This window comes from Bulleidia sp. HCP3S3_C9 (assembly GCF_052064035.1).
Lineage (GTDB): Bacteria > Bacillota_I > Bacilli_A > Erysipelotrichales > Erysipelotrichaceae > Bulleidia.
Genome location: NZ_JBQHWJ010000011.1, coordinates 19,198 through 39,329, shown reverse-complemented (window position 1 = coordinate 39,329; position 20,132 = coordinate 19,198). Strand labels below are relative to the sequence as shown.

At 37.7% G+C, this 20,132-nt stretch carries 15 protein-coding genes; 13 read left to right on the top strand and 2 right to left on the bottom strand.

The annotated features are described in order from the left end of the window. On the bottom strand, positions 1–600 hold a 600-nt coding region (locus ACTND6_RS03530; RefSeq protein ID WP_441021984.1), incomplete at its 3' end, for an IS110 family transposase. 309 nt (positions 601–909) lie between these two features. Here ACTND6_RS03530 and rlmN point away from each other — a divergent pair. From rlmN to ACTND6_RS03500, 6 genes are all read left to right on the top strand, one after another. Continuing rightward, positions 910–1,893 carry a 23S rRNA (adenine(2503)-C(2))-methyltransferase RlmN gene (gene rlmN / locus ACTND6_RS03525; protein ID WP_441021985.1) on the top strand — a complete coding sequence of 328 codons (984 nt, stop codon included), beginning with the start codon at positions 910–912 and terminating at the stop codon, positions 1,891–1,893. A gap of 58 nt (positions 1,894–1,951) precedes the next feature. Next, positions 1,952–2,530 (top strand): hypothetical protein, encoded by a 579-nt coding sequence (locus ACTND6_RS03520; RefSeq protein ID WP_441021987.1) that lies wholly within the window; start codon positions 1,952–1,954, stop codon positions 2,528–2,530. Then, on the top strand, positions 2,502–2,858 hold the full coding sequence (locus ACTND6_RS03515; RefSeq protein WP_301944604.1) for a nuclear transport factor 2 family protein: 357 nt from the start codon (positions 2,502–2,504) through the stop codon (positions 2,856–2,858). The genes ACTND6_RS03520 and ACTND6_RS03515 overlap by 29 nt, the downstream gene beginning before the upstream one ends. A 297-nt stretch (positions 2,859–3,155) precedes the next feature. Then, positions 3,156–4,406 carry an MFS transporter gene (locus tag ACTND6_RS03510; RefSeq protein ID WP_441021990.1) on the top strand — a complete coding sequence of 417 codons (1,251 nt, stop codon included), beginning with the start codon at positions 3,156–3,158 and terminating at the stop codon, positions 4,404–4,406. A gap of 185 nt (positions 4,407–4,591) precedes the next feature. Next, positions 4,592–5,458 carry an aminoglycoside 6-adenylyltransferase AadE gene (locus ACTND6_RS03505; protein ID WP_001255868.1) on the top strand — a complete coding sequence of 289 codons (867 nt, stop codon included), beginning with the start codon at positions 4,592–4,594 and terminating at the stop codon, positions 5,456–5,458. Between the two features lie 1,348 nt (positions 5,459–6,806). Beyond that, the gene (locus ACTND6_RS03500; RefSeq protein WP_441021992.1) at positions 6,807–7,769 is read left to right on the top strand and encodes a hypothetical protein; all 963 of its coding nucleotides are present in this window, start codon (positions 6,807–6,809) and stop codon (positions 7,767–7,769) included. 502 nt (positions 7,770–8,271) lie between these two features. Here the strand turns inward: ACTND6_RS03500 and ACTND6_RS03495 are convergent. Then, positions 8,272–9,354 carry a WYL domain-containing protein gene (locus ACTND6_RS03495; RefSeq protein WP_441021994.1) on the bottom strand — a complete coding sequence of 361 codons (1,083 nt, stop codon included), beginning with the start codon at positions 9,352–9,354 and terminating at the stop codon, positions 8,272–8,274. Between the two features lie 1,064 nt (positions 9,355–10,418). On the opposite strand from ACTND6_RS03495, the gene ACTND6_RS03490 reads away from it, so the two are divergent. The 7 genes from ACTND6_RS03490 (at position 10,419) to ACTND6_RS03460 (ending at position 20,124) form a co-directional block, all read left to right on the top strand. Beyond that, positions 10,419–10,781: a hypothetical protein gene (locus tag ACTND6_RS03490; RefSeq protein WP_441021996.1), complete on the top strand. Its 363-nt coding sequence runs from the start codon at positions 10,419–10,421 to the stop codon at positions 10,779–10,781. Positions 10,782–10,846: 65 nt separating this feature from the next. Continuing rightward, entirely contained in the window at positions 10,847–11,017 is a 171-nt protein-coding gene (locus ACTND6_RS03485) for a hypothetical protein (RefSeq protein ID WP_441021997.1), read from the top strand. A gap of 129 nt (positions 11,018–11,146) precedes the next feature. Then, a complete protein-coding gene (locus ACTND6_RS03480) occupies positions 11,147–11,707 on the top strand; it encodes a hypothetical protein (protein ID WP_441021999.1) in 561 nt (186 codons plus the stop codon). A 212-nt stretch (positions 11,708–11,919) separates the two neighbouring features. Then, positions 11,920–12,585: a hypothetical protein gene (locus tag ACTND6_RS03475; RefSeq protein ID WP_441022001.1), complete on the top strand. Its 666-nt coding sequence runs from the start codon at positions 11,920–11,922 to the stop codon at positions 12,583–12,585. Beyond that, on the top strand, positions 12,566–14,077 hold the full coding sequence (locus ACTND6_RS03470; protein WP_441022003.1) for a macro domain-containing protein: 1,512 nt from the start codon (positions 12,566–12,568) through the stop codon (positions 14,075–14,077). The genes ACTND6_RS03475 and ACTND6_RS03470 overlap by 20 nt, the downstream gene beginning before the upstream one ends. Before the next feature lie 307 nt (positions 14,078–14,384). Beyond that, positions 14,385–17,510 (top strand): UvrD-helicase domain-containing protein, encoded by a 3,126-nt coding sequence (locus tag ACTND6_RS03465; protein WP_441022005.1) that lies wholly within the window; start codon positions 14,385–14,387, stop codon positions 17,508–17,510. Continuing rightward, complete coding sequence (locus tag ACTND6_RS03460; protein ID WP_441022007.1) at positions 17,500–20,124, top strand: hypothetical protein; 2,625 nt, start codon at positions 17,500–17,502, stop codon at positions 20,122–20,124. Before ACTND6_RS03465 ends, ACTND6_RS03460 begins: the two co-directional genes overlap by 11 nt. Positions 20,125–20,132: the final 8 nt, after the last annotated feature.

Genomic DNA, 20,132 nt, shown 5'->3' with positions numbered 1-20,132 from the left:
AAGTGCATTACGGAGATTGCGGATGTCTTCAGAGGCAATAGAAGCAGCAGTGGGATAGCTGGCTAAGAATTGCATATAGACCTTGGAATAGCGTGTCCAGGAGAGCTTGTTCACTTCTGGAAAGACAATATCCAAAGCACGCTGAAGACGATTCATATCTTCATTCTGCTGTTCCTGTAACTGATGATACAGACGTGTAATTTCACGAAGCTTATCAGTTTCTTGCGTTATACGAGTTACAGATCTCCATAATTTTTTCTCACTGAGCATTTCTGCAATGAGGATAGAATCTTTACGATCGTTCTTGGCAGACATACCAAGTTCTTTACGTCTAAGGCAGGTAGACCTGGGATTGATAAATCTAACAGTGAACTTTTTATCCAAAAGAAAATCTGTAAGATTGATCATGTAATGACCAGTGTCTTCCATACCAACGGCATGTTTTCTATGAATATACTGTTTAGTTTTGGAATAGAACAGATCAAAGCCTTTCTGATCGTTATTGAAGAAAAAAGGCTTTATAAGAATTTCGCCGGTCTTGTCATCCATGACAGAAGCGCAATGCTTGAATTTACCGACATCAATACCGATGTTAATCATGGTATTACTCCTTTCAAAAATATAAGTGACGAATACCAGTATCGCCGTTTCAAAAGTATCAGAGAATATGGTTCAAAATGTGAACTCACTTCAATAAAAGAAGGGCTCATCTAACTAATTACAGTTTCCATACAACGAAGCGGCCAGATAATCCTTCACGTAGTCAAAGCTACAAAAAAATGAGATACAAGTACGCATTCACAATCTCAATTCTACTCGGTTTCCGGGCCGATACTAAGCCGGAAGAGAAAGGAGATGTATATAGATTTGACTCAGCTGGATGAGCTAATTTATATATACCATATAAAAATGAAACGTTTACCTAAATATACGCCTGCGGAAGTACGGAATGATCCATACGGATTTACTTACAAAGAAATGTCGGAAGTTATTGGCGAGAATGAAGCAAAAGCCTTATATGAAGAATTATATAAGCAATTACCACGCAAAAAAAATCTATCAATGTTGGTAAAAAATATTTACAAAAGCAGTGATACTGAAAAGTATGTTTACGAACTGAAAGACAACAAATACATTGAAACGGTTTTTATCAAGCGGCGAGATGGTGGAACTGTTTGCGTGAGCACACAAGTCGGTTGTCCTGTTGGTTGTATTTTTTGTGAGTCCGGGCGAAATGGCTTTGTTCGTAATCTAACATCGTCAGAAATCGTACAACAGATTATATTGTTGCGTCGAAAAGTAAACCGTATCGTTTTTATGGGTATGGGAGAGCCTTTATTCAATTATGACAACTTGATAAAAGCAATCCATATTCTCCGAGATAGATATGGGCTCAACTTTCCAACCGACGGCATTACCATATCAACAGTTGGTCCGGTCGATCAATTAAAAAAATTGCGCGAGGAACATCTTAAAATTCAGTTGACAATATCTTTACACGCAGCAACACAATCTGCAAGAAATCGTATTATTCCTCACATGCGCATATATGCTATTGAAGATGTTGTTAAGCAAGCCTTATCCTATTCTGAAAGGCATAATCGCAAAATTGTCTTTGCGTATTTGCTTTTACCGGGTATAAATGACCGGCCCTCAGATGTAAGACAACTTGCAAAATGGTTTCGGGGCAAAAAAGTTATGATTAACGTGTTACAATACAACCCAACAAGCAATTCAAGAATTAAAGCACCACAGAAACGGGAAATAGTTGCATTCAAACATCAATTAGAGCAAGCAGGACTTGAAGTTACTATTAGAGTTTCTCATGGCAGAGAGATTAACGCGGCTTGTGGACAGTTAGCTAACACATATAATAAATTCAAAAAAAAATGATTAAAAGTGCCAGACGCATAGACGCAGAGCCGATAACGCATTAGGTCAAAAAACCTATGTGTTATCGGCTTTTTTATTTAATATTGCGCAAAAGCCGCTGTTCCCTATTATAGAATGGATTGCGGGTAGTGTATTAAAGTCGCCCTTTTTTAAGGATACGGCGGCAAAGGGCATAACAGCAAGAAACCAGCTTATCGAAATGGTAACAGCTTCCCTGTCTGATCTGATGAAAGAATACCCGGAACACCGGGCAGAAGCAAGACAGGACTTGCAGTTCTTGAACGCACAGAAAATGGGTGACCATGAAGCAGAGATTGAAAAAATCAAGAATGTGTTCCTTACCATCCTGCGGGACATTAAGAAAGAGATGGACAGCGGCGAACAACCGGGAGAAACCATTACCGCTGCCATGTTCCAAACTATGCAGGAAGCCATGAAAAACCACCAGCAGGAGCCGCTTTCTATGGATGATGTGACCGCTATGATCGTCGGACAGGTTGGGCAGCTTCTTCCGATGGACGAGGAAACCAGCGACCAATTCCAGCAGTTGGCGAAGAAAATGATTGAACTGGCAGGCAAGGAAACAAAGATAGATGGAGGAAATCATGATGTTACGACCAAAAGAAGTAGTATGTAAATGGGTAGATGCTTTTAACGACCACGATGTTGAGGCAATCGTGAGTCTGTACCATGATAACGCAACCAATCATCAGGTAACAAATGAACCGGTGATTGGGATAGAGGCAATCAGAGAAATGTTCACAACAGAATTTGCCACAGCTGATATGACAGCCATTGTAGAAAATATATTTGAAGATGGGCAGTGGGCAATTTTAGAATGGAGAGACCCATTAGGATTAAGAGGCTGCGGATTTTTCCATGTTGTGAACGGGAAAATTTTATTTCAAAGAGGTTACTGGGATAAACTATCCTTTTTGAAACAACATAATTTGCCTATTGAATAAATCATTGACATTCTCTATCAAATTTGCTATCCTCTTAGAGGATTATAAACGGAGAGAAGGCTTACGTATGTAATTTTTGTACGCTAATAAACAACAAAAAGTCGGTTTTTCATTCCATGTGATGGGCTTTTTTGTCGTGCGTACAGAGAAACACGTAGGTCAATCCTTTATGACAATGATTGTCATAGAGTATTTCTTGTCGTGCCTTTTGTTATGCAGGTATATGCCCATAGTGGAGCATATACCTGCTTTTTGTTGCACAGGAAAGAGTATGTGACAAAAACAGGAGGTATTGATATGACAACAGAAACTAAATTTTGGAAAAAGAAGTATTTTACTATGCTGGCAGGACAAAGCATTTCCCTCATAACAAGCGGGATTTTGCAAATGTCCATTATATTCTATCTCACAGCAAAAACAAATTCCGCTATGGTCTTATCCATTGCAACCTTGATGGGCTTTCTTCCTCAAGCTGTGATTGGCCCCTTTGCAGGGACTTTTGTGGATCGCCATAGCCGCAAAGGAGTGATGATTGGAGCAGACCTTATGATTGCCGCAACAGGAGGATTTCTGGCAGTCGTTTCGATATTTATGGAACTGCCCATATGGCTCATTATGCTGGTCTTATTTGTCAGAAGTATCGGCAACGCTTTTCATTCTCCTGCGTCCAGCGCAGTTACACCGCTTATGGTTCCTCAAGACCAGCTAACAAAGTGTGCCGGTTATAATCAGACCATGCAGGCCGCCGTGTCCCTGATCAGCCCAGCCGCTGCCGCTTTCTTATATAGTGTCTGGTCATTAAGCACGATTATTCTATTGGATATTATCGGCGCAGTTCTGGCTTGCAGCGTTGTTGCGGTTCTGTCGATTCCAAATCCGCCAATATGCACAGGCGAAAGCCAAAACAACTTTTTCCGGGATATGAAGGAGGGATATTTTGAGTTAAAGAAAAACAAGGGTTTGTTCGCATTACTTTGGATTGGAACGGCATATATGTTTTTCTTTATGCCTATCAGTGCATTGTACCCTTTGATGAGCATGGGATACTTTCGTGGAACACCTACCCATGCGTCCATAGCAGAAATTGCCTTTGCAGGCGGTATGCTTGCAGGGGGAATTTTGCTCAGCGTTTGGGGTGGATTCAAGAACCGGATTTTTTCAATCGGTCTATCGGTTCTTGTGATGGGGGTAAGCATTGCGATTTCCGGGTTGCTTCCCACCAATGCGTTTTTTATATTTGTAATTTGTTGTACAGTCATGGGGTTAACCTCTCCATTTTACGGAGTACAAAACGCCTTGTTTCAAGAGCAGCTTCCACCAGAATATCTGGGACGTGTTTTCTCATTGCTCGGAAGCGTGATGTCCTTTGCCATGCCGCTGGGTTTGCTGTGTTCCGGTATTTTTGCAGAACGAATTGGTGTGGAAAAATGGTTTTTACTTTGTGGAATAGGGATTATTGCGGTTGCCGTTTTGGTTTTCGTATTGCCAGTTTTACGAAATGTTGATTGTCAATCTCAAAACAGTTTTGCTTGTAAAAGCGGCGATTGAGAAGAAAACGCATTTATTAAAGTGATGGGAAATTGCAAAGCCAGCCGATCCAGTCAACGGTCAAGATGAACGGCGCATAAATGCGCCGCCGTTGACAGTTTCGCCCACCTTTGCTGATAGGCAATCAAGGCGGGAAAGCCCTTAAAATGGCTTCCCGCCCATTTCAATAATTGGAGGAGATAAAAATGAGATCAGAAAAGGAAGTTTATGATATTGTTTTGAATTTTGCAAAAACAGACAAACGCATTCGCATGGTTACTTTGGAAGGATCTAGAACAAATACAAATATTCCGCCTGATGATTTTCAGGATTTTGATATTACTTTTTTTGTTACGGATATGGACAGCTTCACAAGTGATGATAAATGGCTAGATATATTTGGTGAAAGGTTGATTCTGCAAAAGCCGGAAGATATGGAATTATTTCCAGCTGTAGAAAAGGGATTTTCATATTTAATGCTGTTTACTGATGATGTTAAGATAGATTTAACTTTGCTGCCGCTGGAACTGATAGACGAGTATTTTACATGGGATAAACTGGTAAAGTTACTGTTGGATAAAGACAACCGTATCGTAAAGCCGCCAATACCAACGGATATAGACTACCACTTGCAGAAGCCTACTCAAAGAATGTTTGACGATTGCTGTAATGAATTTTGGAATACTACAACATATGTAGTAAAGGGCTTATGCCGCAAAGAAATTCTTTTTGCTATTGACCATATGAATGATATAGTACGAAAAGAATTGCTTCGCATGATTTCCTGGCTGATTGGTATCAAACAGGGATTTCATTTCAGTTTGGGAAAAAACTATAAATTTATGAAGCAATATGTCCCAGAGGAATTGTGGGAACGACTTATGTCCACTTATAATATGGATTCCTATCCCCATATGTGGGAATCCTTTGAACAATGTATGGCATTGTTCCGGGAGGTTTCGTCAGAAGTGGCATGCCAGTTGGATTACCAGTATCCACTATATGATGAAAAAATCAGTAATTATGTGATTCGGCAAAAGAAAAAATATGGCATTGAAGATGATAACAAATAAAATTTTTTCAATCGAAAAAATTTATTTTGATTATTCAATTTTGAAAAACTGAATACCTCAAAATCAGAAAGAGCGCGGACAAGCACTTTGAGGGATTGGCCGCCTTGTCCACCCATCCAGCGGGGCGGCGGGCGGCGGTCAAGGCCGGGTGTAACCCCGTTCATTTCAGCCTTGACGGTTGCCCGCTGTCCTGCTACTTTTCCGGGAGTGTGGCCACAACTTCGGGACACTTTGTCCACAAGTCGGAGCGTAGGACGAGGGACGGGGGCTTTCATATACCTGCCGCCGTTCTCTGAAAACAGGCCGATTTTTTGCTCATTCCCATTCGCAAAAATTCAGCCTGTTTTCCTGCCGGAGCAAACGGGGCGCAAGAAGCACCGCACCCCGTTTCCCCCGTCAGCCACGCCAGCAGGTATAACACACTACACTTTGCAAGCAAAGTCGTGTGCCAAAGGGGGCACCCCTTTGGAAACCCCGGACAACAAAACAGGCGGTATGCTGCCCTCTCCGGGAGCATACCGCCGTTTGTTGTCAGCAGCCCGTTTCACGGTCTGCGTGTAGTTCCTTGTAAACATACCTAAAATTAAGCATAAATATCACAAAAACAGCACTTTCCATATAGCAATCAATAATTTCACTTGTGAATCAATTAGAGATATTTCGCAATGTTTCGGAAAGAAAATGAATGAAATATTCGAACATATAATTGTCAGAATTGGCAAAAATTGAAACTGATTTATCACGAATTCTGGATTGCTGATTTTGGGGAATGACAAAAATGTTGCAGAAGTTTGTGAAGATCTCCACAGTTATTTCACAAGTATGAAAATAGCCTGTTTTCATACGAAAAAGATAACAATTTTGATATATTTTGATATGATAATTGCAGATGAAGTACGGAAAACCGCATAACTTCATTGTTGCATACCATGCTTAGTAAGGATTGAGACCATTACCGCTAGTCATTGCGGACTTTCCGATATGTTGCATACCACGCTTAGTAAGGATTGAGACCACCCATCCCCAGACCTTAAAGAGAAACTAGTACTCGTTGCCTACCATACTTAGAAAGGATTGAGACGCTTTCAAACAGCATTCCCAACAGTCGGAAACATAGTCGCCTACCATGCTTAGAAAGGATCACTTTATAAAAGACATCTGTAAGATTGCAATACAGATGTCTTTTTGATTACCTTACTAGTAACGGGTTATAGATGTTTAAAGCGATATTTCCTTCATTTTAGTAACAAAATATTTTATTTTTCTTTCAAATTGTTGTTACCTTTCCGTTTCTTTATACTAATGGTGTACCACAGAAATGGTGATGATCACCAAAGGAGGAAAGAACATGGAAAAGAAAACAACATGCAACGCAGGCGTATACGCAGGTGTTGGCACAGATGTCGTAAGACAGACATACGAAGCCACCGTTCTTAACAGAATGGCTGGTCGAAGCGGTTCTGGCAGTCCTATGGGTGCCAAGGGTATCGTGAATGAAATTACATTCACGGACCTCAAGAACCTCGAAAGCCTAGGTGATCCAAAAACAGTCACCAGGCTCACACAGCAGGCTAACGCCCCACAGGTCGATGTCGTCACTATGTGTGATGGCAAGGTAGCTGCGCGTTACCAGCTCAAGGACACTCCGTCCTCCTCTGCCTATACCCTGAAACAGGTACAGGCAGGAAAGTACCAGCAGACACAGCTTGTTGGTACAAAGGAGTCCGCACAGAGTTTCAATAACCTTGCTGAAAAAGCAGGCGTTGGGAAACGGATGGACTCTACCGGAGTGTCCAGCAAAACAACAAAACGAATCGCGGACAAATTCACGCACACAGTGCCGGATCTGTCCAACGTAGCACACTGTGCGAAGAACTCTGCAGTGGCAGGAGCGGCAGTAACAGCCGCTGTAGAAGCAGCCAAGTCAATTGCTAATGGTGATTCTCTTGGCGAGTTCGCAGAGCACGCAGTCCCGAAGTGTGCCGAATCTGCTGTGGCAGCAGGAGTAGGTGCAGCAGCAGGGGAACTGGCAGCAGGAGCGGCAGGGGTGGCTCTTGGAGCAAGCGCACCTGTGCTGATTCCGGTTGCTGTGGGTATCGCTGCAACAGTAGCGGTAGGCACAGTGGCGGGAGAAGTCGTAGACGGTCTATTCGACGATGTTGGAGAGATCGTAGGTGATGCAGTGGACCTTGTCGGAGACATGGCAAGCTGCGCGGGAGAAATCGCACTTGACACGGTTGGCGATGTCGTCAGCAGTGTGGCAGATGGTGTCTCAGACCTGTTCTTTGACATCAGCAGCCTGTTCTGGTAAGAAACAGAACAGAAAAGAGAAAGGAAGGAAAAGAAGATGGAAACAAAGAGAAACACAGAACAGAAGGTATGGGGACCGGAAGATAAGGTACCGATGCCATGGGAAGTGGACACAGTGCTCGAAAAAACCGAGCGGAAGATAGAGACAGTCTGTGATTTCGCGGAAGATATCGTAGACTGTATCGTAGATCTGTTTTCTATATGGTAGTGAACGGATCTGACAGAAGAGCGAAGCCAAAATCTATGTCCTAGTGTAGGTACATGGATTTTCGTGTATAAAAAGAGAATGTATTAATTCTGAAAGATACCATTTCATGCATATTTTGATATGATAATTGCAGATGAAGTACGGAAAACTGCATAACTTCATTGTTGCATACCATGCTTAGTAAGGATTTAAAGATATTCTGTTGCTGTAGAACATCGAAAAAACCAGCGTTTCCGAAATGCACGCTGGTTTTATTTCAAAAATTGAATGGTGTGTTAACGATTTATGACACTAGTCAACCTTTCTTGTTGTATAGAGACAAAGTCTTTTGCATAGTTTCCTGAAAACGAACACGTAGAAACTCTGGTTCGAGTATTTCGCATTGATCTCCAAACGGAAAGAAGTAATTATATGCTTGCATAGGTGTACAATCAAATACATAAACATTACTTGAAGAAAGACTATCAATTTTTTCTGGTCGGGAATACAATCTGGCATTGTATGAAGCAATGCCTTTTTCTGTTAGTCTTACTTTTATCATAGTTGAATTTCCAAGAAAATAGGCGGGAGATTCTGTAGCGAGACGATTATGAATTTCATCAATTTCTCCTTTGGATAATACAGCTTTTGCTTTTAGCATCTTTGGTAAATTCATTCGCGCCATATTAAATGAAGCTATTCGTTTACTTGATTCATCTTCGTCTTTGAGGCGAGTATAGCAGACAAGGTATGATTGTGTATCAAGAGGATCAGAAATGATTTTATATGGATATACATAAATGATTAACTTGACATTATTTCTAATTGCATCGACTTTTAGGAGTCGGTGTTCTTTACATGCCTGCTCGACAATATCGTACAGATCTTTACGGAAGATTCTCTCTCGTTTAATAAATGGCAAAGAACAGTATTCTTCGAAAACTGCACGTACATACTTTCCTGCCTGATAATTGTAGTATTCCTCTTCCTTACAATCTTCTGTAAGATACAAAAAGTTATTTTTGTTGATATGGTAATTGTTTTCTTTCTTTGATGCTTTTGGGAGCCTAAAATACTGATTTGCCTGATTGATCAGTTTTTTTTGTTCTGCCTGAAGAAGATGATCAATAACAGATATTTTATCTTTGCTGTTAAGTTCTGTTCCATGAAGCATCTGGCTCAGTTCTTCTTTTCGATGTTCTAGATATAATGAAATAGACGCTTTTGCATCATCCCTATAATTTGAAAAGACCTGGTTTAAAAAAGTTGTTTTTTTATCAATTCCAAAGACATCCATATCATTTGCCATTGTAAGTGCTGCACGTTCACTTAATGATATTCTAAGTTTATGTTCTGGATTGATTGTTGGCTCTCCGTTATCAATATTGATAAATGGCATTACTATGTTCATCCTTTCCGTTTGATTACTTCAATAGTAACATAATATTTATAAATCATTTTATAAAAAACATAAATGGTAACAGTGATATATGTATTTGATCAAACTAGTTGTTACTTATCTGGTTTTATATAGAAATAATTAGCCGTTAACAGAATCATGATTGTAAGTTCATGTAAACTGTAGAGAGTTTTTTGGAAAACATAGACATTTATATTTACGTCGGAAACTAATTTTGTGAATCAATCGGAGACATTTCACAATGTTTCTGAAAGAAATTCTGTGAAATAAATCGAGAAAAATTGTCAAAATGTTAAAATGGATAAACGAAATTATCATGTTTATTCGCTCTTAATTCTCGTGTCATAATAATTAGTTTGCAAAAGTTTGTGAAGATCTCCGCAATACTTTCATAAGTATGAAAATAGCCAGTTTTCATACGAAAAAGATAACATTTTCGATATATTTTGATATGATAATTGCAGATGAAGTACGGAAAACCGCATAACTTCATTGTTGCATACCATGCTTAGTAAGGATTGAGACTACAGATTCACCTCTTACCTTAACCGCATAGAATCGTTGCATACCATGCTTAGTAAGGATTGAGACGATTCTAATCCAAGACGGATTTGTTCCATTTGCTTATCGTTGCATACCATGCTTAGTAAGGATCAAATCAAAATAGACACCTGTACATTAAATGCAGATGTCTTTTTAATTACTTGGGTGGTAACACATTATTAGTATTATTCTTGCTAATTGCTTAGTTTACGTAACAGAATATTTTGTTTATCTTTCAAATTGCTGCTATTTAACAGTTTCTTTATACTAGAGCTACATCACAGAGATGATGAAATAAAGAATTTTTCACATATGTGTATAAGAAGTGTACGATAAAATAGATGAATCGTTTTTCCTTGATATATTCGATTCGTTGAATATCTGTATAAAAGCGTAGTAATACTTCAGATTGTTCTAAAAAAACACTTTCAATTACTTGCGATACTATAAAAGAAGGTAGGAGTATAAAAATGAGGATATGTAATTGTACAAATCATAAAATGTCAGCAAATCAAATCAGCGCTGGCTGCATAGATCCAGAAGATAAAGATTTAATTAGTCGCCTAATCGAATTTAACACACCAGAAGATCTGAAAGATATGGAACAGCGTGCTGAAATCCTGGCTTTATATGTTAAGGAAAATGGATACGATGCTGCTTTAATTGGAGGAGCACCATATTTCCAAGCGTACTTGGAAGATGCACTGTTTAATCAGGATTTGAAAGCTGTATATGCATTTTCTCAGCGGATTTCTTCTGAAAAAGAACTAGGCAATGGGATTGTTGAAAAGAGGTCAATTTTTGTATCAAATTGTATGATTGTAAAACAGAAAAATGAAGCACTTGAATTTATAAAATATTGAGATCCGATAGTAATTGCCAACATATATTCAAATGTATTCAAACAGAAAGGATAAGGGTTATTGATATGAAAAAGAAAGTATATATAGCGGTTTCATCCTACAAAAGCAGAAAGCATAATTCAGCACAAGCAATGAGTGCGCAAAGGATGCCAGCAAGAGTCTATGAGAATAAGAAAAAGAAAATGGAAAAAGAAGGCTGCCGAGGTAACAGATCCTTGATCTCCTATTTTTTATAACGGTATGAAAGAGGTTGACTATCTGCTATTAGTCAAGTGATAAATACATTTTAAAAAGAGACTAAAGACGAATTGTTGCAGTGTACTTTTTATGATAATGTAGCAAAGGATAAAGAATGGATGGAGTTTATGAAAGAAAAATCATTAGTATGTCCAAAATGTGGTGCAACGCTTGAAATAGAAGATGGGTTAGATATATTTTATTGCAAATATTGTGGCAATAGAATTGTTCTTGAAGGACAGTCCAAAGCGGCTTATCGTGCAAAAACGAAAGTTAAACAGATGGAACATGATGAAAGAATGGTTGACAAAAAGCATAATCAAGAAAGATATATAATTCAACAAAAAGCAAAAACTGAACGTAATGAGATGCTTGTAGTTGCATTGATCATTGGGGGAATGATTCTTCTTCCATTTGTAAATATAGCTAGGGGTGAAACAAAATCAAAGCAACAGGAAGCTGAATTGCAACAACTAGTTGTACAAGTCCAGGAAGATATAAAAAATGGGGATTTTGACGATGCTTACATCAAAGCAAAGCAGATACAATATACAGAAGGGTGGAGCAACGACGTTGAAGAAAAATGGGATGACATCCGAAGATCTTTAATTGATCAGATCATTTCCACAGAAAAGCAGGTCACTGGAAAATCTGATCATAAACCGGAGAAAAAAGGATGGTTTGATTAATATTGAACCATGGCAGTTGATTATAAGCATCATCAACATGTAACGGATTGATGAATAAAGAATTTGCTGAATTTCAAATACGTAGTGAGGATTTAAGAGCTTTGTTTTAAAGAAATAACTCTTTGTTCTGCAAAGATGTATATAGTGTCGCCTGTCAGGCGACCTTTTCTCTAAGAGAATGGAGTAAACTACACTTATGGAGGATACAGGTTATGATGATCAATCCGGAAACATATTACGCGATGAACTTGAAAGGTAAATCCCAAGAAGAAATCATGAAGAAGATCAGATCCCTTAAAATTCAGATTGGGCAGTTAAAGCGAAGCATTGAAAATACTGATGATATGGTTTTAGAAGTATTTCCAAGCAGACTGACAAGACTTAAGTGCGATCGGGATTATCTGGAACGTGCTATTCAGGCATACGAAGAAGCTGGTGGAGAATATGTTCGATCAAAAGCAGAACAGAAGGATCATGACTTCAATGAGGCATTGGATTCCATGAGCAAACTGGTGTTTACAATCGGCGGTTTCTTCTGTGGTCAAGAAACAAGAACATTTACAGTATCAGACGATCAGGTATTTGTGGATGTTGAAAAGCCTGTGATGACGATGGATAAAGGAGAAGAATATGGCCCTTACAGGAAAGAAGACTTTATTTCCGGAATCAAAGCTCTCCATATAGGTGAATGGAAGAGAACATATAATGATCCGCTTGTTATGGATGGAACACAATGGGGACTGGATATCTACTACAATAATGGCAGAAAAGCAGTAAAGATCTCAGGCAGCAATGCCTATCCATATAATTATGAAGATCTGAAAGAATTTCTTGAAGTAGAAATGGAGGATGAAGAAGATGAGCAGAATCAGGATTGAACAGCTAGGAATAACAAAAGCAGGAACAGAATGTATCGTAAATGCAGCTAATGAAAATCTACAGGCTGGTGGTGGCGTATGTGGAGTTATATTCCAAGCTGCAGGACATAAACAGTTACAGAAAGCATGTGATGATATTGGGTACTGCAATACTGGTTCTGCTGTCATTACTCCAGCATTTCATCTGAATGCAAAATACATCATTCATGCTGTTGGCCCTGTATGGTATGGTGGCAAGAAGAAAGAGTCTCAGAAACTGTATGGCTGCTATAAAGCATCATTGAATCTTGCCAAAGATTATGGATGTCATTCCATCGCATTTCCATTGATCTCAGCTGGTATATTTGGCTATCCAAAAGATCAGGCATGGAGAAAAGCTTTGCAGGCATGCAATGATTTCATTCATGACAATCCTGATTATGATATGGACATTCTCTTTACCATACCTGATCCACAGATACTACAGATGGGATTGGCAGAGTTGAAAGCCCAGGAAAAGAATACCGATACGCATCAGGAAACAAATTCTGTGGATGAAACCACGGATGATGATCTTCTTGCAAATGCAGATGGCAATGCACTGCGGATTGCAATCGATGCTGTTAAGAGTACAACTGAGGCAAAGTGGCATACAGGTAGAGAAACTAATGGTGTCATGGAGTTCCCTTATCCTGAATATCCGAATGGTATATGGTCTATAGCTTCAATATTTGAATCTGATTCAGAGTATTTAGAAAACTATAAACAATACTGTGAAGATGTATTGTCTACAGAAATGAATGTTCGGCAGATCAGAACAATGCTTACATATCTCGTTCGTGGAGAAAAGTATTGTGATGGCTTTATTAACAAATATCTTGAGAATCACTATCTGTTAAAGCTTTTACTAAGACTTGATGATTTACTGATTGATTACTATCAAAGGCATCAACTACCTGTTGAGCTGCGTTATAAGAATCCTGTGTTCTGGTATGAAATGGATCAGAACGGTACTCCTGCACTAGTAAAAGGAAACGGTGAAAGATTTACCACAGATAGAAGTAACGAGATGTATGAGCGGTCTTGTCAGAGTCAACAGGGCTGGCAGAGAGCAATTCTTTATATGGATATGATTCATGAATGGGATGCAACTGGATTTGCGGCTACAATGGATGCAACCTATGCATATGGTCCGGATGAAGATGACAATTACTATACCTTCACTTCATGTCAAAAAGCGGAGGAATACCTCTATAGAACTTTAGGAGGGGCCGATATTCAGGAATGTCGATCTAACGTAGAAAACTTTTATGCTGATCCAAAGCTGCAGATGGAATGGAAAGAGATAATACTTCACCCTGTATGTGTTGTCTTAAGAAAAAATGGATCTTTGACACCGATGCTTATATCAAGACTAAACTCAGATATACTCATCAAGTATCCGCAGCATGTTATGCGTCTAGATGATGAATCGTGTAGATTTCTTTTTGAGAAAATGAATGAATCCGCATGATCAATTCAAAGCGAGTGAGTTGTAGGTATCAAGATAAAAGGGTATGGACAGCTATATAATTGCAATTAAGTGATGCTATAATAATGTTAATATTACGGACAATAGAAAGTATCATTTCACTTCAAAATGATTATTTTGTGTCCGCAAAGTGTTTACGTAGAAATGGAATGTATCAATCAAACAACGAAAGAGAATACTCAGAAAAGATGTATTTTCAGAACAAGATACTTATTAAAACTATTGTAAACACAAAAGACCACTTGCATGTGTAGTCTGAATATTTGCTGATAGATTGGGAGGTTGTCTTATGGCAAAAATGATTGATCTGAAACCTGAAGATTACTATGGTGAAATGATTGTTTGGGATGCAATTAAAGACAATTTACCTGACGAGTATATAGTGTATAACGGAAGAGAAGTGGATGGACAACAATATGACTTCTGTGTCCTGATGCCAAATAAGGCAATCCTTATTATTGAAGTTAAGGGTTGGTTACCAAATACTGTCAACGTTATAAGTGCGAATGAAATTCAGTTAAACGAACCACTGGGAATTCAAAGATCCCCAAAAATTCAAGCAAGAAGATATAGGTTTGCATTGATTAGAAAGATTAAGGAAAGACTCAAAGCAAATCCGTATGTTTTTGACATGGTCTGTTTTCCAAGAATTACCAGAGAAGAATATTATGACCTGCATCTAGACATTGTTGTTGAGGAAAAATATACAATTTTTAAGGATGATTTATCATCGGATACATTTCAAAGGAAAATCCTAGAAGCAATGGGTTCTGCGAATTTGTCATTTGAGGCTTTAGACAGCGATCTGCTATTTAGGGTCCGACAGATGAATGAAATCGATGTGCCAATGGCGGATTCTAATATTTCAAATATGTACTCTGAACTGAGAGTTATTACTGCTGAATCTTTGGATATGGAAACGGCGGTAACTACGGTTAATCAATATGTGTCAGGTATCAAACAGATTCTGTTTGTAAGCTCTCCTTCTCTGTATGAACAGATCATTGAATGCTTGAAGAATAAACTTGTAGAACTCCATGTATCTCCTAAGGGGATGAACCTGGTATATGGTGATACATGTGACTTATCAGGATATTTGCAAAAAAATGAAATGAAACTTTTTAATTTTGAAATATACCTGGTTTCTCATAATTGTGATATAGACGAAACAATTGTAATAGATGGGCACTTCAATGATACACAAGCGGAAGCATTACAGAAATTATCAGAGATAACAACTTTTAATTTCGAGCAATACTGTGTGGAACATGCTGATGATGATAAAAATGTTGTTGTAAAAGCGGGTGCTGGAACTGGAAAAACATATTCAATGATTTCAAGAGTGGCTTTTTTATGCAATAAACATAAAGATCATATAGATGATATTGCAGATGAACTTGCAATGGTTACCTTTACAAATGAAGCGGCTGATAATATGAAGAACCGTTTGAAACGTCTGTTTATGAATTATGCAGTGTTAACTGGGGATGATCGTTATCATCGGTTCATTAAAGATGTAGACCGTGCCAGAATAATGACAATTCATAAATTCGCAATAGAGATATTGAGACAGTTGTCAATGTATACTGGCTTAGGATCACAGTTTTCTATTTCAGTTGATCAATATATACGAGATCAGATATACGATAAATATTTGGATAAATTCATAGAAAGCAAAACCGGAGAAAATAGTAATTTTTTGAATACACTGCCAGTATATCTGTATGAAATCAAAAAGAAATTATCTGATCTTTCTACTAAAATTCTAACAAAAAGTATTGATGTAGAAGAACTGAATGACTGTGATTTTGGTAGAGCAAGTGGTTATCTGCCGTGGTTTAATGATGTGATAAAAAATGTGATGCTTCCGTCGGAATCGGACTATCTGGAGTACATGCATTCGATGAATGAAATCAATTTGAGTGAAACAATCATCTTACTTAATCGGGTCTTGAAAAATCACATGGATGAGATCAGATTGAATGATTTCAAAATCAAGTACCTGTTTATAGATGAATTCCAGGATACTGACGATGTTCAGATTGATCTTTTTATCAGATTACAGAGTCTAATCGGAGAAAACTGCAAAGTATTTGTAGTTGGAGATATCAAACAAAGTATTTATCGTTTCAGAGGAGCAACGATTGAGGCGTTTGATCGGTTAAATGATTTTAAATATGATTGGAATCCGACATTCTATTTGAAACGCAATTATCGTACTGAGTATCGCCTGTTAGATACATTTGACCCAATCTTCAAGAATCTTGATAGCCATCAGTTTTTGAAATACGGTGAGAATGATCGTTTGCTTGGTACCAGACATTTTGATACTCCAGATGATGACGTACTTACATGTATTTCAGTACATGGTAAAGATACTGATGCATTTTATGATTGCTTGTTCATGACTATAGCAGATCAGAAAAATAAAATTGAAAAACAATTAACACACGGTCCACTCTCTAAGGAAGAACGAACTATAGCATTACTTGTACGCAATAACTATCATATCGATTCTGTAATCAGTGAAGGAAAAAAGCGCAATATTGAAATTGAGCAATGTATTGGTGGAACTTTGTATAAGGAGGATGCAGTGTTGGATTTGTATAAACTTGTAACTGCAATTCAAAATCCGATCAATCCAACTTATCTGCTGAATCTGATAGATTCGGATTACATAAATATAGAATTTGATCATTCATGCATGAAATCGATGACTCAGGAAGAGAAAACAAAGTTGCTGACAGATTATTTAAATCAGTATTTTGTAAGCAACTGTGGTTTCTCTTGGGAAGAACTGATTATAATGACATACAATCAACCGGTTTTACATGTTTTGAAAAAACTATATGATCAACTAAAGCCGTGGAAAAACTACAATGATAATAAATATGCCCAGAAACAGTACATGCTGGATTACGAGACAATTATAGAAAAAATAATTCAGTCAGACCATTCTGAAAAGCTGTCGCTATCTTCCGTTTCTTTGTTCTTGTCTATCAACATTTTAACCAGTCAGAAAGAAGAGAGAAGGACTTTGTTTGATCATGACGATGATAATCAGGTTAGAGTTATTTGCTCAACAATTCATCATTCCAAAGGATTAGAATACGGAACAGTCATTCTCCCATTTATGAATGAAGATATTTCAAATGAAAACAAAGAAAAGCTGAATATTTACCTGAACAAGGAAAAATTTGCTTATTTTGTCAGATTTGACAATGGGGAGATAGAACATAACTCTAATTATGATGCCACTGTTGAAATAAAAGAACAGATCTCAGAAGAAACACGTATTCTATATGTCGCTTTGACTAGAACAATACGGAATTGTATATGGTTTAAAGATCTTGATTCAAATGCTAATGTCAGCTGGACAGATGAGATGGAAAGGAATGTGGATTATGTCTCTTGAAATTTACACATATAAGAATCCGTATACACTTACAGCTGAAAACTTCTGGAGTGATGTTTCGAACTGTCCATATTTCTGTGTATCGCAAACAACAGCTAGTGGATTGAATAATGTAAATCCTGTGGCATTTCCTTTATATCGGGTGTCAACAATCTATCGATTGGAGAATGCTCTGTATAAAAATTGGAATTCACAAACGATGGAAGTGATTCAATATGCAGATATTGATAATATAATTCATAACGATTTGTGGACTTCTGACGAACAAAGAAAAACCAATCTTTATCAATCCTTTATTTTTAATGGAGAAGAAGTTTGTGAAAGTATCCGAACGATGGTTGAATTAAATGTTGCTTGTGAACATATCAATCAGGAATTGTTAGGTGAAGATCAAAGATACATTGTTGAATTATATAAGAAAATCCAACGTGATCCTAAAAAGGTAAAACACTTTACACTACCAGAAACTTTTTCTCTTGAACAGATTGATGAAGCAATTAAAGCAGCTTTGTATGACAGGGATCTGAATAATAAACCTGATGTAGATTCTTTGAATTTGGACACAATAGTTATTCATGGTGTGCATCAGTTTTCGCCGTTAATTCTAAGAACAATTGAGCAGTTATCTAAATACAAAAGAGTAGTTCTTATATTCAACTATCAGAAGCAATATAAGAAGGTTTATCAAACTTGGGTTGATATATATCAGTATTTTGAAGCTGATATACAGATGTCACAAAAAGGAGAATTCTTTCCTACTGATTCCAGTGAAATTGGATATGAAGGAAACGTGTTAGCAGATTGTCTTGGAGCTCTTTGCGAAGGAAAGAGGCCGGTTTTTCCATATCACGATAAGATTAAATTGATAGAGTTTCATTCATTGACAGAATTTGCTAGTTACGTTTCCCATGTGTATAAAGGAGCAATTTCAAAAAGTACCGGGAAGGCAGAATTAAAACTGATGAATGAACAGTTTTATGCTGCAGACAGCTCCGTTAATGAGATTTTGAAAACATATTATCCAGATCAATTTGGAGAAAGAGATTTTATGGATTATCCGGTAGGAAGATTTTTCTTGGCATTAGTATCGATGTGGGATACAAAAGAGAACAGACTTGTTATTGAAGATCTGAATCAGCTGAGAGAATGTTTCTGCTGCAATATTCTTTCCGAAAGCAGAAATGGGAATTTGGGCAGTATATTCACAAAAATGTACAGTCTGTTCATAGGCGCGACATCAATAGAAGAAATGACAAAACGTTTGGATCGTGTTGAAAGAAACAAAAGAAGAGTCAAAGAAAATGAGTCAATCGTTCATAATACAATGTCTTTTTATGCAGTGAGTACAGAAGAGGTACAGGCATTGAGGAAGGGATTGGAAGAACTGAATGCGATAGCGGAATCGTTACTGCTGGATTTTGATAGAACTCCAAAAAACTTCAGTTTATTCTATAACAAAGTGAAACAGTATCTCGCTAAGAGGCTTGTTGAAGGGAAGAATGACGATGAAAAGTTCAGGGATATTATTGCTCGTGTTTTAGAACATCTGAATACGATTGAATCTGATGATATTACCGCCTCTTTTGAGTGCCTAAGAATTACTATGCCATTGTATCTTCAGCAGGAACCGGAAGATGATGCTAGTGCAAGATGGATTGTACGAAATTTTGAACAGATCGATGGTGACATATTGAGGAGTTATCATGACCGAAATAAGATCTATCATTTTGCCTGCATCAGTGATCGTGATGTGAATGCATCAGAACATAATGATTTTCCATGGCCGTTAGATTCACACTTCTTTACAATTGCTCAGGAACCGATTGACTGGAAATATCAGGTATATGTCGAATCTGCGGAAGAGTACAAGAATTTCAGACGCTATGCGTTAATTTATGGTTTAGAATTTAATAGAGCTAAGGTGAAACTCAGTTATATCAGCAAAAATGGTGATTTTGATAATGAACCATATTATTTACTGAATCTGATTGGTGTAAAACCAATTCCATATTACACGGAATTACCGGAAGATCCATCAGACGAACCAATGCATCTAGTTGCCCCTGAAGAAATTCCGGCATTTGACAGAATAGACTGCTATAGATTCAGGATGTGTCCATACAGATTTTTACTTGAAACTTTTGGTGATGGTAATATTGTGTACAAGGATTCTTTCTTACAACAAAGGTGTTTTGAAGCCATTATTGAAGATCAGGCTCGTGAAATACTTGTAAACTATAGTAATATCCTGCACAACGTATTTAGCGTAGTAAACGATGTTATGGATAGACTTGAGAGATTTTTCCCATTTCTGACAGAAGCTAATAAAGCAGATATCAGAAGAAGAGTCTGTACAAATCTGCAGAAAGAAAAATGTAAAGTATTTCCACCTCGTACTGATGCTCAAAAGCAGATGGCTGCATTTAGAATACAGTTTCTGATGATGCCGTCAAAAGCAGAAAAAGATAAAGTATTTGGCTCTGTAACACAAGAAGATCTTGACCAATTGTCAGTAGATATTTCAAGTGCAGAATATATGAAGAGTTTTCAAAAAGGTTGTCAGTTCTGTGCTGAGAAAGATCTATGTTGCCAGTATTATAAGTTCAAGAAGTAGTGAGGTTT